The sequence below is a fragment of the Enterobacter cloacae complex sp. 394F7 genome, from assembly GCF_057320385.1.
This window is the reverse complement of record NZ_JBXWCS010000002.1, coordinates 389904-402201: the sequence shown is the minus strand read 5'-3', so window position 1 is coordinate 402201 and position 12298 is coordinate 389904. Positions and strand designations below refer to the sequence as shown.

Sequence of the window (12298 nt, the reverse complement as noted above, 5' to 3'; positions counted from 1 at the left end):
CGACAAAAGTTCCATATTGATGGCCCAGCCATTATTTGATGATTCGTGATTTTCTATGGGCCAAATAACCTGGTTTTTTATCGCTATTTACCGCCATTATCTTATTGACAAGCTGTTAGTCTTGACCGCGTAAAAAACCATCCAGGGGAGAGTCATGGCTATACAGGGTATTGAAGGGGTTATCAGTCAGCTGCAGGCAACCGCGATGACGGCCCGTAATCAGAATGTGGCAGAACAGCAGCCGACCATCAGCTTTGCCGGGCAACTGCATGCTGCGCTCGACCGTATCAGCGATACCCAGACCGCCGCGCGTACCCAGGCCGAGAAGTTCACCCTCGGTGAACCTGGCGTGGCGCTGAACGATGTGATGACCGATTTGCAAAAAGCCTCGGTCTCTCTGCAGATGGGGATCCAGGTGCGTAATAAGCTGGTGTCTGCGTATCAGGAAGTCATGGGGATGCAGGTCTAAGACCTGGACGATCTTCGCTGGCAGCCTTAGCGCTTTAATGCCACAATATTTTTTTCTTCGAATGCAGGAAAGATGATGAAAAAAATAGCAATTGCTGGCGCGCTGCTGGCACTCACCGGGTGCGTACAGGTTGATAGCTACAAGGATGTGATCAAACATCCTGTTCCGGCACATCTGGCGGGATACTGGCAGTCAAAAGGGCCGCAGAGCAAAATGGTCAGCCCGGAGGCGATTGCCACGCTGGTGGTGACGGAGGAGGGCGATACGCTGGACTGCCGTCAATGGCAGCGCGTGATTGCCGTGCCGGGTAAAATCATGCTGCGTTCAGACAGCTATTACAACGTAACCAGCAAGCTGGATATCTACCCGCTGGAGCGTGGTGGCTCGGTGCTGGAGTATGATGGCATGGAGCTGCAGAAGGTCGATCGCCCAACGGTGGAGTGTGCCGATTACCTGAGCAAAAATCCGCTGGAAAGTAAGCTACCGTAGCTGTTTGTTGCCGGGTGGCGCTGACGCTTACCCGGCCTACGGGACGGTGCTTTTGTAGGCCGGGTAAGGCGAAGCCGCCACCCGGCATTGTTTCTACAATGCATCCTCAATCACCCACACGCTCACGCTTCCGCCTTTGCAGGTAAATGTTCCTTCGCCATCCGCTGCGGTGGTGACCGTTTCTTCACGATTGCCGAGAAAATCACGCCAGGTTTTGTTCCCGTAGTTTTCCCCAAGGCAGATCACTTTCTCGCCATCATCACCGTTGGACATCACCACCACGCAACCGGGATCCTCTTCTGTGCCACTGCGGCTGAATGCGATGCAGTTAGGGTGGTCAAAAAACAGCGTCTGCACGCCGTGGGCAAAGCGCTGACGGGCGAGGATCAGCTCGTGCAGTTGCTCAATCACCGGCATATCAATGTGGTAAGTTTCACCGTCTCCCCCGGTATCGTCATAGCTGGCGCCAAAGAGATCGGGATAAAACACGCTCGGCACGCCATTTTCCCGCAGCAGGATCAGAGCGTAGGCCAGCGGTTTAAACCAGGCTTCCACCGGGGCTTCAAGCGCCTGCAACGGCTGGGTGTCATGGTTGGCAACCAGCGTCACCGCATGGAACGGATCGGCCTCCACCAGCGTGCCGGTGAAAATCTGGCTCATGTCGTAGTCCCGCCCCTGACGCGAGGCCTCGTGGAATTTCATCTGCAGGGGGGCATCAAACAGCATTGTTTTACCCTCGACCTGATTAATATACGCCTGCAGTTTATCCACCTCGTGCGACCAGTATTCCGCGACGATAAACAGCGGTTGCGTTGCCACTTCCTGGACGTGTTCAATCCACTCCTTATAGAACCAGGCGGGGATGTGTTTGACCGCATCCAGGCGGAATCCGTCGCAGCCGGTTTGTTCCATGACCCAGCGCGCCCAGTACTTGATCTCCTCCGTCACGGCATGGTTACGGAAATCGATATTTTCGCCCATCAGATAGTCGAAATTACCCATTTCGTCATCGACCTGATCGTTCCAGCCTTCGCCGGTGTAGTCATTGACGATTTTGAAGATGCCATCCTCATCGGGGTTTTCGATGTGGTCGATGCCGCTAAAGCATTTGTAATCCCAGACGAACTGCGAATACTGTCCGGCGCGGGCAGGGAAGGTGTAGCGGGTCCAGGTTTCGCACTCGATGATCTCATCATCGATTTGCGTGCGGTCCTGTTCGTTCACACGCTGAACGCGAACGTGCTCTTTCTCATCGGCGCCCATTTTGTGGTTAACCACCACGTCCAGCAGCACCGCGATGTTATTACTTTTGAGCGCATCAATGGCTTCCAGAAGCTGGGCTTTATCACCGTATTTGGTGGCAACACTGCCTTTCTGGTCAAACTCACCGAGATCAAACAGATCGTAAGAATCATACCCGACCGAGTAACCGCCCGATGCGCCTTTATAGGCTGGCGGCAGCCAGATCATATTGATGCCGATTTCGTTAAGATTGGGGGCTAATGCCGTGACTTCTCGCCACAATTCACCGCCTGCAGGGTAATACCAGTGAAAGCATTGTAACAGGGTGGGGTTTTTCATCGTCCGTGCTCCAGAAGCCGTTTGGCTGACTTCTGGAGTATGGATGAAGAAATCATAATTGTGTGTCGCGGGTCAAACTTTCTGGATAAAGAATATTCCCTGACAGCTTTCCATAGGTTGATGTGATGGATTGCTGTTTACCGGTTTGATCAATGAGGCTGCGCAGTTCGTCCATGCGGACTTTCAGCAACGCCTTTAGCGCATTCTCATTCTCGAGGATCATTTCCAGCAGCGCACGCGCTTGCTCAACCTGAGCCGGAGGGCATGACATGATGGGCGTTTGAGAAATCCTTTCCACCAATTGTACGTAATGCATTTCCTGCTCGATAAGCGCATCCCATTGGCCAGAATGTGCAAGATTTAGCATAGCAATGCTCTGAGCATGTAGCGCCTGCCAGTGGCTAAGCGCTGCGCTGGGAGTATTCATCAAAATTATCCTGAAATAGAGGACGCATTGGGGCCGATTTGCTTCCACGCATCCGCAATGTTGTTTAATAAACCCTCGACTTCAACAATTGCGTCTATGTCGTTGCGTAAATTTGCATATAACAAACGTCGAACCATATAGTCATATAAAGCAGCGAGGTTGCCTGGTAATTCACTTTCGACTTCCATGTTTAGACCGGCTTTTAATCCGTTATCTATAATCGCAATCGCTTTTGAAAGCGTTTCGCCTTTTTGAGCGATTTGTCCGGACTCAAGAAACAGGCGAGCCCGAACAAGAGCGCTAAGCGCTCCATCGAACAACATGACTATCAACTCGTGAGGGCTTGCATTCATTACTGCGCTTTCAAGCCCTACTTGTTGATATGCCTGAACACCTGATGTGTTATACATACTTTACTCCTGAAACACATTCTAACGCTGTGAAAACTGCTGAGTAAGATAATTGGCTGTATTTGTCATTTTTGTCATCATTACATCAAGGCTCGTAAACTGTGCTTTATAACGTGCCATAGTCGCTTCAATGGAAGCTTCCATTGACTCATATCGCTCCCCAAGGCTTTTCAGGGTTTTATTGATTCCATCTTTAGCGTTTTGGATGACACCTGCTTTTCCGATACTTGTACTTAACATTGCATCCAGCGTTTTGCTCATCTGTGTAGCAAGCCCGGTTGTTTTTCCATCGCCGATAAAGTATTGCTGCACAGCATCAGGATTATCTGTCAAAACCTTTGTAAGTTTTTCGGCATCAATTTTCAGGTTCCCCGTGCTGCCATCTGCGGCTTTAGTTGGATCCTGCGTAATACCCAACTGTGCCATGATTTGCACGGAACCACTTTGAACTTGTGTCAGAAGTCCACGAAGTTGCGACTGAATTCCACGTACATTCGCATCACCAACAAGAGCTCCGTTACTGTTAGACTGAGATTTTGAACCTGGGTCGACGGCGACATACTTTGTCAGTGACGTGATCGTCGATTGCAGTGAGTTGTAAGCTGTAACCCAGTCGCTAATCGCTTTCTGGTTGATGTCAGTGGCTCGGTCAATATTAAGAGTTTCATCTTCTTTACTTTCTGCCTTGAGCGCGAATGTGACACCGGGCAAAGCGTCGGTAATGGTATTGGACTGACGCTCAATTTCGATTTCGTTAACTACAACTACAGCATTCTGCGCTGGTGTTTTCAAAACCAGGGCGCCGGTTTTATTTGTCGAGTCATAGCCAATCGCTGCTTGCAGTTTATCATCACCGTTAACGCTAATTGTCATCTCACCATCTGTGCCGGTTGACTTAGAGGTCAACATTAAGCGGTAGTCACCTTCTTTCGCCTTAATCACACTCGCCGTGACGTTACCGTTGGCTTTATTAATTGCATTTGCAATCCCCTGGATTGAGGTATCTGCATCAGAAAGTTCGACTACAAGTGGATCTTTTGTCCCTGGTTGCGTAATGGTGACCTTACGGGTTGTACCCGTTATGTCGCCTAATTTCTCGGTATTTGTCGAGTAGGATCCTGTAGAAAGAGCCTGTGCACGCGCCAATTTGTTAACATTAACAACGAAAGCACCGGTAGATGCTTCGGAAGTGGTGGTTGCAGTAAACGCAGTATTGGTGCTACCAACAGAAGTAGAGTTCCAGGTCGCTGTTTTACCCAGTGCTGCAGTTGCTGTTTGCAGAGATGTCATCGCGCTCTGCAATTTTCCGTAGGCGCTAAGTTGTGCATTATAATTCGATTGCTGTGTTGTGATTGTAGTAAGTTTGGTTCTCTCTGCCGCTTCTAACTGATTGTATAAATCTCCAAGTCCAGCAGAACCTATGCCGAGGTTACTGATAGTCGCCATATTCATATCCTTTTCAATGCGAAGAAATCGTTCACGACAGTTATCGGCCTCTTGAGACAAAAGTTTACCGGTCAATAAAAAAAAGTATCCGACGAATAGCAGCATCGAAGAGTGCTAAATGAATGGATTGCCGTTGGCGTAAGCTAATCATGGCAAGCCAGTGGTACTAAAAAAGATATGGTTATAGGTTAAATAAACATCCAATTAGCTGTTAGGTATACGAGATGTATGATTTATTTCTTATAAAAATCAGACGGATGTTTTTTTTTTGAAATTGATTCTAAAGTCTTTCCAGAGGTCGTCGATAACCTTGTTGACGGTGAGCAACGCCGAGAGCTTGAGGCACCGACTCTTGAAACTAATTGGAAGGAATTAAAATTATGGCAGTTATCAATACTAATCTGTTGTCTCTCACTACTCAGAACAACCTGAATAAATCTCAGTCTTCCCTGGGTACTGCGATCGAGCGTCTGTCCTCTGGTCTGCGTATCAACAGCGCAAAAGACGATGCTGCCGGCCAGGCGATCGCGAACCGTATGAATGCCCAAATCAAAGGTATGAACCAGGCATCTCGTAATGCAAACGACGGTATTTCTTTAATTCAGACTGCTGAAGGCAATCTGAACGAAATCAACACCAACCTGCAGCGTGTTCGTGAACTTAGCGTCCAGGCCGCGAACGGCACGAATGACACCACTGACATTGATTCAATTGAAGCTGAAATAACCCAGCGCTTGGAAGAAATTGATCGTCTGGCTAACTCTGCAACCTTCAACGGTAAAAAACTGTTCAATGATGCAGATGTCACCATCCAGGTGGGGGCAGGTGCAACAACAGATGACACCATTAAAATTACTAAAGATGCACTGATCAAAGCAACTTCTTCTGATCTGAACACTGCGCTGAAATCAGACGGTTCAATTGACCTGGGTGACAATACCAAAGCACAAGCATTTGTTACTGCAGTTGACGATGCTCTGAAAAAAGTTGACGGTGCACGTAGTAACCTGGGTGCAATTCAAAACCGTCTGGAGTCAACCATTAATAACCTGAACAATTCAGTGAATAACTTATCTGCTGCGCAGTCTCGTATCCAGGATGCTGACTACGCAACAGAAGTTTCTAACATGTCTCGTTCCCAGATCCTGCAACAGGCCGGTACTTCAGTTCTGTCTCAGGCGAATCAGGTTCCTCAGACTATGCTGTCTCTGCTGCGTTAATTTTACGCACGAAACCCCGCTTCGGCGGGGTTTTTTTATCTCTGCTATTTGAGGATCCGCCTGTGAAACAGATCGTTATTACCCAGCCTAAACTGGTCGCAGATTTTTCATGTGTCGGTGGGGAATGCCGTGAACATTGTTGTCAGGGTTGGACCATCTCATTTGATAAATCCTCCGTTAACCGCTATCTGAACAGTAAAAATGCCGCGATTCGTCAGACGGCGAAAACGGCGATAAAAGTCACCAAAAAACACTATGGCCACTGGGGCGAAGTGATTTTCCATACGGAAAGCAAAAATTGCCCGTTTATGGATACCGAAAAGCTCTGCACTATTCACAGCGTGATGGGTGTCCAGGCCTTAAGCCCAACTTGTTCGACGTTCCCGCGGACAAACCGGGTCTATAAAAATGACATCGAAAAATCGCTCAATCTCTCGTGTCCGGAAGTGACCCGACTGCTGTTGAATGACCGGGACTCCATGTCGATGATGGAATCCATCAGCGTCCAGCAGGACGTCAATAATGCGCCGATGATTGATCTCAAGGCAAAAGTCATCAATCTCTTCTGTCTGAATATATTCAGCGTTGAGACGGTTTCCGTTGAAGAGCAGGTTTACGCTGTAGTAAAATTCCTGATGGTGGCTGAAAAGCTCGACAATCTATCCGAAAATATCGGCACGCTCGAAACGGTTTATTTTTCGCTGGTGAATGAGCTTGTGAGCGGTAAAATCAAAACGGAGTTAAGCGGTTTTAATCAGAACTACAACCTGAAATTCGCCTTAATCTCGCTGATTCAGAGTTATTTTACCAAGAAAGCAGGCGCCCGCGGAGGCGCGGTATTGAACCGTTATTTTACCCAGCTGTATCAACAATTTGAGTCTGTCAGTGATACCGTACCGGCAGAACAGGTCATGGAAAACATCGAGTCCGTCTGGCGCGATGCGGCGGACAGCTACTTAGCGACCCATGACTATGTATTTAAGAACTTTTTTAAATATAAACTCTGGGAGCAGGGCTTCCCGCAAAACAATGGCCGCAGCATGTTGAATAATCTTTATTTAATCGTGGCGGAGTTCTATTTCCTGAAATCGTTACTGGCCGGGCAGGCCATCGTGGCGGGGAAAATTGAACAAGATAATATTATTGATGTTATTTACAGTTTCCACTCCCTGAGCCAGCATAATCAGGAAGCGGGAAAGCTCTTTCATCAACATATAGAGAGCGTCAAGCTGGGCGACGATCTTTCATTGTTACAACTGTTAATTTAGCGAAAAAAGTTGCCCCTGTTGTGGGCAACCTCAGAATAACCTCACTTTATCCCCCTTTTTCATCCAATTGAACGCCCTGCAGAATCGGATAATCATGCCGATAACTCAACTAACGCAGGGCTGTTTATCGTGAATTCACTCTATACCGCTGAAGGTGTAATGGATAAACACTCGCTGTGGCAGCGTTATGTCCCGCTGGTGCGTCACGAAGCATTGCGCCTCCAGGTGCGTTTGCCGGCGAGCGTGGAACTGGACGATCTGCTACAGGCGGGCGGTATCGGGTTATTGAATGCAGTTGACCGATACGACGCTCTGCAAGGAACGGCATTTACCACTTACGCAGTTCAGCGTATTCGTGGTGCGATGCTGGACGAGCTGCGCAGCCGGGACTGGGTGCCGCGCAGTGTTCGCCGCAACGCGCGCGAAGTGGCGCATGCGATGGGGCAGCTGGAACAGGAACTGGGACGCAACGCGACGGAAACGGAAGTGGCGGAACGGCTTGGTATTCCTGTTGAAGAGTATCGTCAGATGTTGCTCGATACCAATAATAGCCAACTCTTCTCTTATGACGAGTGGCGCGAAGAGCATGGCGATAGCATCGAGCTGGTGACGGATGAGCATCAGCAAGAAAACCCGTTACACCATTTAATGGAAGGTAATTTACGCCAGCGCGTGATGGAAGCCATTGAAGCTTTGCCAGAGCGCGAACAGCTGGTGTTAACCCTCTATTATCAGGAAGAGCTTAATCTCAAAGAGATTGGCGCTGTTCTGGAAGTGGGAGAGTCGCGGGTAAGCCAGCTGCACAGCCAGGCCATCAAACGCTTACGAACCAAGCTGGGTAAGTTATAGGTGATTGATTCACCTGAAAAATGCCGCACAACGTATTGACAACCAGGAGTTATCATGACGGTGCAGCAATCTAAAAGACGGCCTTTAAGCCGCTACCTGAAAGACTTTAAACACAGCCAGACGCATTGCGCCCACTGTAACAAGTTACTCGATCGTATCACGCTGGTTCGTCGTGGCGAAATCGTCAATAAAATTGCGATTTCTCGTCTCGACACGTTGATGGACGAAGCCGCGTGGCTCGAAGAGCAGAAAGAGTGGGTGGCGCTTTGCCGTTTCTGTGGCGATCTCCACTGCAAAGAGCAAAGCGACTTCTTCGATATTATTGGTTTCAAACAGTTCCTGTTTGAACAGACCGAGATGAGTCACGGGACCGTTCGCGAATACGTGGTTCGCCTGCGTCGCCTCGGGCAACATCTGACCGTGAATAACATTTCCCGCGATCTGCTCAAGACCGGCTACCTGGATGAAAACCTGGAGCCGTGGCTGCCTGCGACCAGTACCAATAACTACCGTATTGCGCTGCGCAAGTACGCACAATATAAGGTCCAAATGCCGGCGGCGGTAAAGCAGAAAGCCCACGCCGGGACAACTTCTGATATATATTAAAAAAGAATAAGATGTAGCGCAGTCGCCTTTGACCTTGCAGGCGATTTCTCTACACTACACAAAAATTCCACTATATCGGGGTACTTATGAAATTAGCACTTCTGGGTCGTCAGGCGCTGATGGGCGTTATGGCCGTTGCGCTGGTCGCGGGAATGAGCGTGAAAACCTTCGCCGCAGAGAACCTGCTTAACAAAGTGAAAGAGCGCGGTACGCTGTTGGTCGGGCTGGAAGGAACCTATCCTCCGTTCAGCTTCCAGGGTGATGACGGTAAACTGACCGGTTTCGAAGTGGAATTTGCAGAAGAACTGGCGAAACACCTTGGCGTGAAAGCGTCCCTGAAACCGACCAAATGGGACGGTATGCTGGCGTCGCTGGATTCCAAACGTATTGATGTGGTGATTAACCAGGTGACCATTTCTGACGAGCGTAAGAAGAAGTATGACTTCTCCACGCCGTACACCGTCTCCGGTATCCAGGCGCTGGTGAAGAAAGGTAACGAAGGCTCAATCAAAACGGCCGCGGATCTGAAAGGTAAAAAAGTCGGTGTCGGTCTGGGAACCAACTACGAAGAGTGGTTGCGCCAGAACGTTCAGGGTGTGGATATCCGCACCTATGATGATGACCCGACAAAATACCAGGATCTCCGCGTTGGCCGTATCGATGCCATCCTCGTTGACCGTCTGGCGGCGCTGGATCTGGTGAAGAAAACCAACAACACCCTGGCGGTCGCCGGTGATGCGTTCTCTCGTCAGGAATCCGGGGTTGCTGTCCGTAAAGGTAACGAAGACCTGGTCAAGGCGATCGACTCCGCCATTGCGGATATGCAAAAAGACGGCAGCCTGAAAGCGCTTTCTGAGAAGTGGTTTGGGGCAGACGTCACCAAATAAGTCTTTGACGTTAAAAAAAGGCGCTTTTAAAAGCGCCTTTTTTATTTCTTACGCGTCTGCGTGCATAATGAAAAATATCACATTTTGTCTGAGTTACCGGAGAACCCATGTCACTACAGAATTTAACGCGCTTTCCCCGCCTGGAGTTTATCGGCGCGCCGACGCCGCTGGAGTATTTGCCGCGATTTTCTGACTATTTAGGACGCGATATTTTTATTAAGCGTGATGACGTGACGCCAATGGCGATGGGGGGCAATAAGCTGCGCAAACTGGAGTTTCTGGCGGCTGACGCGCTGCGTGAAGGGGCGGATACGCTCGTCACCGCAGGGGCGATTCAGTCCAACCACGTTCGCCAGACGGCGGCGGTGGCGGCAAAACTTGGGCTGCACTGCGTGGCGTTGCTGGAAAACCCAATCGGTACACGGGCAGAGAACTACCTGACCAACGGCAACCGTTTGCTGCTAGATCTCTTTAACGTGCAGGTTGAAATGGTCGATGCGTTGACCGACCCGACCGCACAGCTCGATGAGTTGGCCACACGCCTTGAAGCACAGGGCTTTCGTCCGTATGTCATTCCGGTGGGCGGCTCGAATGCGCTGGGTGCGATGGGGTATGTGGAAAGCGCGCTGGAGATTGCTCAGCAGTGCGAAGGGGCGGTGAGCCTATCGTCAGTGGTGGTTGCCTCTGGCAGTGCGGGCACGCACGCTGGGCTGGCCGTCGGGCTGGAGCACCTGCTGCCGGACGTTGAGCTGATTGGTGTGACGGTATCGCGCAGCGTTGCGGATCAGAAACCCAAAGTGGTGAGCTTGCAGCAGGCGGTGGCAGAGCAGCTGGAGCTGAAGGCAAAGGCCGATATTCTGCTGTGGGACGACTATTTTGCGCCGGGTTACGGCACGCCGAACGAAGAGGGAATGGAAGCGGTTAAACTGCTGGCGCGCCTTGAGGGCATACTGCTGGATCCGGTCTATACGGGCAAAGCGATGGCCGGGCTTATTGATGGCATTGCGCAGAAACGCTTTAAGGATGAAGGCCCGATTTTATTTGTGCACACCGGCGGCGCGCCCGCGCTGTTTGCCTATCATCCTCATGTCTAAAAATCAGGTCGAAAAATAATAATGCAAGAAAGTATTCAACTGGTTATCGATTCGCTGCCGTTCCTGCTGAAAGGCGCGGTGTTCACCTTACAGCTCAGTATTGGTGGCATGTTCTTCGGCCTGGTACTCGGGTTTGTGCTGGCCTTAATGCGTATGTCGCCCGTCTGGCCGGTGCGCTGGCTGGCTCGTTTTTATATCTCTGTGTTTCGCGGCACGCCGCTTATCGCGCAGCTCTTTATGATCTACTACGGTTTACCACAGTTCGGGATTGAACTGGACCCGATCCCGGCGGCGATGATTGGTCTGTCGCTTAATACGGCGGCATATACCTCGGAAACCCTGCGTGCGGCAATTTCGTCGATTGATAAAGGGCAGTGGGAAGCCGCGGCCAGTATCGGTATGACACCGTGGCAAACCTTGCGCCGGGCCATTCTGCCGCAGGCGGCGCGGGTGGCGTTGCCGCCGCTCAGCAACAGCTTTATCAGCCTGGTGAAAGACACCTCGCTGGCGGCGACGATTCAGGTGCCGGAGCTGTTCCGTCAGGCGCAGCTTATCACCTCGCGCACGCTTGAAGTGTTTACCATGTATCTTGCTGCCTCGCTGATCTACTGGGTGATGGCCACGGTGCTGTCTGCCCTGCAAAACTATTTTGAAAACCAGCTTAACCGCCAGGAGCGTGATCCAAAATGAGTGCTATCGACGTTAAAAACCTAGTGAAGAAATTCCACGGGCAAACGGTGCTCCACGGGATCGATCTGGAGGTGGAGCAGGGTGAAGTGGTGGCAATTATCGGCCCGAGCGGCTCAGGAAAAACCACGCTGCTGCGCAGCATTAACCTGCTTGAACAGCCGGAGGGAGGTACCATTCGGGTTGGGGAGATCACCATTGATACCGGTAAATCCATCAGCCAGCAAAAAGGCCTGATCCGCCAGCTGCGCCAGCACGTGGGGTTTGTTTTCCAGAGCTTCAATCTGTTCCCGCACCGGACGGTGCTGGAGAACATTATTGAAGGTCCGGTGATTGTGAAAGGTGAACCAAAAGAGGAAGCCACGGCACGCGCGCGTGAACTGCTCGCCAAAGTGGGGCTGGCAGGGAAAGAGACCAGCTATCCGCGTCGTCTTTCGGGCGGGCAACAGCAGCGTGTGGCGATAGCACGCGCGCTGGCAATGCGCCCGGATGTGATCCTCTTTGACGAACCCACTTCTGCGCTCGATCCTGAGCTGGTGGGCGAGGTGCTTAACACCATTCGTCAGCTGGCACAGGAAAGACGCACCATGGTCATTGTGACTCACGAAATGAGCTTTGCCCGTGACGTCGCCGACCGGGCTATTTTCATGGATCAAGGACGGATTGTGGAGCAGGGGCCGGCAAAAAGTTTATTTGCCAACCCGCAGCAGCCGCGAACCCGTCAATTCCTTGAAAAATTTCTTATGCAGTAGCATTTTTGCACGCATTTGCTCCAGATTTTTCTTCTGGAGCAAATTATTCTCTCGCGGTTTCGTCTGCCATGTTTTTTTATTCCGCTCAGTACAGATAAACCTTATCAAAACTA

Annotated in this window: 14 protein-coding genes; 10 read left to right on the top strand and 4 right to left on the bottom strand. The window is 50.6% G+C overall.

From position 1 onward, the window contains the following. Positions 1–154: 154 nt before the first annotated feature. Entirely contained in the window at positions 155–469 is a 315-nt protein-coding gene (gene fliE / locus AC2FAK_RS04410; protein WP_013097729.1) for a flagellar hook-basal body complex protein FliE, read from the top strand. 75 nt (positions 470–544) lie between these two features. Then, positions 545–958, top strand: a complete 414-nt coding sequence (yedD, locus tag AC2FAK_RS04405; protein ID WP_095454572.1) for a lipoprotein YedD — start codon at positions 545–547, stop codon at positions 956–958. Between the two features lie 93 nt (positions 959–1051). On the opposite strand, the gene amyA is transcribed toward yedD, so the two are convergent. Genes amyA through fliD form a run of 4 tightly spaced genes read right to left on the bottom strand, consistent with a single transcriptional unit; the run spans position 1052 to position 4822 of the window. Further along, positions 1052–2539 (bottom strand): alpha-amylase, encoded by a 1488-nt coding sequence (gene amyA / locus AC2FAK_RS04400; RefSeq protein ID WP_095454571.1) that lies wholly within the window; start codon positions 2537–2539, stop codon positions 1052–1054. 52 nt (positions 2540–2591) lie between these two features. Continuing rightward, on the bottom strand, positions 2592–2966 hold the full coding sequence (fliT, locus tag AC2FAK_RS04395; RefSeq protein WP_045285399.1) for a flagella biosynthesis regulatory protein FliT: 375 nt from the start codon (positions 2964–2966) through the stop codon (positions 2592–2594). Between the two features lie 5 nt (positions 2967–2971). Next, positions 2972–3376, bottom strand: a complete 405-nt coding sequence (gene fliS, locus AC2FAK_RS04390) for a flagellar export chaperone FliS (protein WP_008500333.1) — start codon at positions 3374–3376, stop codon at positions 2972–2974. A 21-nt stretch (positions 3377–3397) separates the two neighbouring features. Next, entirely contained in the window at positions 3398–4822 is a 1425-nt protein-coding gene (fliD, locus tag AC2FAK_RS04385) for a flagellar filament capping protein FliD (protein WP_095452737.1), read from the bottom strand. 380 nt (positions 4823–5202) lie between these two features. On the opposite strand from fliD, the gene AC2FAK_RS04380 reads away from it, so the two are divergent. From AC2FAK_RS04380 to tcyN, 8 genes are all read left to right on the top strand, one after another. Continuing rightward, positions 5203–6042 carry a flagellin N-terminal helical domain-containing protein gene (locus AC2FAK_RS04380; protein WP_008500336.1) on the top strand — a complete coding sequence of 280 codons (840 nt, stop codon included), beginning with the start codon at positions 5203–5205 and terminating at the stop codon, positions 6040–6042. A 62-nt stretch (positions 6043–6104) separates the two neighbouring features. Continuing rightward, positions 6105–7310 (top strand): flagellin lysine-N-methylase, encoded by a 1206-nt coding sequence (gene fliB, locus AC2FAK_RS04375; protein WP_095452736.1) that lies wholly within the window; start codon positions 6105–6107, stop codon positions 7308–7310. 129 nt (positions 7311–7439) lie between these two features. Then, positions 7440–8159, top strand: coding sequence for an RNA polymerase sigma factor FliA (locus AC2FAK_RS04370; protein WP_013096018.1), 720 nt, complete (start codon positions 7440–7442; stop codon positions 8157–8159). Positions 8160–8213: 54 nt separating this feature from the next. Continuing rightward, positions 8214–8765, top strand: a complete 552-nt coding sequence (fliZ, locus tag AC2FAK_RS04365) for a flagella biosynthesis regulatory protein FliZ (protein WP_013096019.1) — start codon at positions 8214–8216, stop codon at positions 8763–8765. 86 nt (positions 8766–8851) lie between these two features. Beyond that, positions 8852–9652 carry a cystine ABC transporter substrate-binding protein gene (tcyJ, locus tag AC2FAK_RS04360; protein WP_013096020.1) on the top strand — a complete coding sequence of 267 codons (801 nt, stop codon included), beginning with the start codon at positions 8852–8854 and terminating at the stop codon, positions 9650–9652. 107 nt (positions 9653–9759) lie between these two features. Beyond that, a complete protein-coding gene (dcyD, locus tag AC2FAK_RS04355) occupies positions 9760–10746 on the top strand; it encodes a D-cysteine desulfhydrase (RefSeq protein WP_045903203.1) in 987 nt (328 codons plus the stop codon). A gap of 21 nt (positions 10747–10767) precedes the next feature. Then, entirely contained in the window at positions 10768–11436 is a 669-nt protein-coding gene (tcyL, locus tag AC2FAK_RS04350) for a cystine ABC transporter permease (RefSeq protein WP_013096022.1), read from the top strand. After that, positions 11433–12185 (top strand): L-cystine ABC transporter ATP-binding protein TcyN, encoded by a 753-nt coding sequence (gene tcyN / locus AC2FAK_RS04345; RefSeq protein ID WP_095454570.1) that lies wholly within the window; start codon positions 11433–11435, stop codon positions 12183–12185. The genes tcyL and tcyN overlap by 4 nt, the downstream gene beginning before the upstream one ends. Positions 12186–12298 lie beyond the last annotated feature (113 nt).

Bases quoted from the DNA above. Each gene is read 5' to 3' on its own strand.
- tcyL (WP_013096022.1), top strand. From the start codon at position 10,768: ATGCAAGAAAGTATTCAACTGGTTATCGATTCGCTGCCGTTCCTGCTG.
- fliE (WP_013097729.1), top strand. From the start codon at position 155: ATGGCTATACAGGGTATTGAAGGGGTTATCAGTCAGCTGCAGGCAACC.
- amyA (WP_095454571.1), bottom strand. From the start codon at position 2,539: ATGAAAAACCCCACCCTGTTACAATGCTTTCACTGGTATTACCCTGCA.
- fliS (WP_008500333.1), bottom strand. From the start codon at position 3,376: ATGTATAACACATCAGGTGTTCAGGCATATCAACAAGTAGGGCTTGAA.
- fliZ (WP_013096019.1), top strand. From the start codon at position 8,214: ATGACGGTGCAGCAATCTAAAAGACGGCCTTTAAGCCGCTACCTGAAA.
- tcyJ (WP_013096020.1), top strand. From the start codon at position 8,852: ATGAAATTAGCACTTCTGGGTCGTCAGGCGCTGATGGGCGTTATGGCC.
- yedD (WP_095454572.1), top strand. From the start codon at position 545: ATGAAAAAAATAGCAATTGCTGGCGCGCTGCTGGCACTCACCGGGTGC.
- AC2FAK_RS04380 (WP_008500336.1), top strand. From the start codon at position 5,203: ATGGCAGTTATCAATACTAATCTGTTGTCTCTCACTACTCAGAACAAC.
- fliD (WP_095452737.1), bottom strand. From the start codon at position 4,822: ATGGCGACTATCAGTAACCTCGGCATAGGTTCTGCTGGACTTGGAGAT.
- tcyN (WP_095454570.1), top strand. From the start codon at position 11,433: ATGAGTGCTATCGACGTTAAAAACCTAGTGAAGAAATTCCACGGGCAA.
- fliT (WP_045285399.1), bottom strand. From the start codon at position 2,966: ATGAATACTCCCAGCGCAGCGCTTAGCCACTGGCAGGCGCTACATGCT.
- dcyD (WP_045903203.1), top strand. From the start codon at position 9,760: ATGTCACTACAGAATTTAACGCGCTTTCCCCGCCTGGAGTTTATCGGC.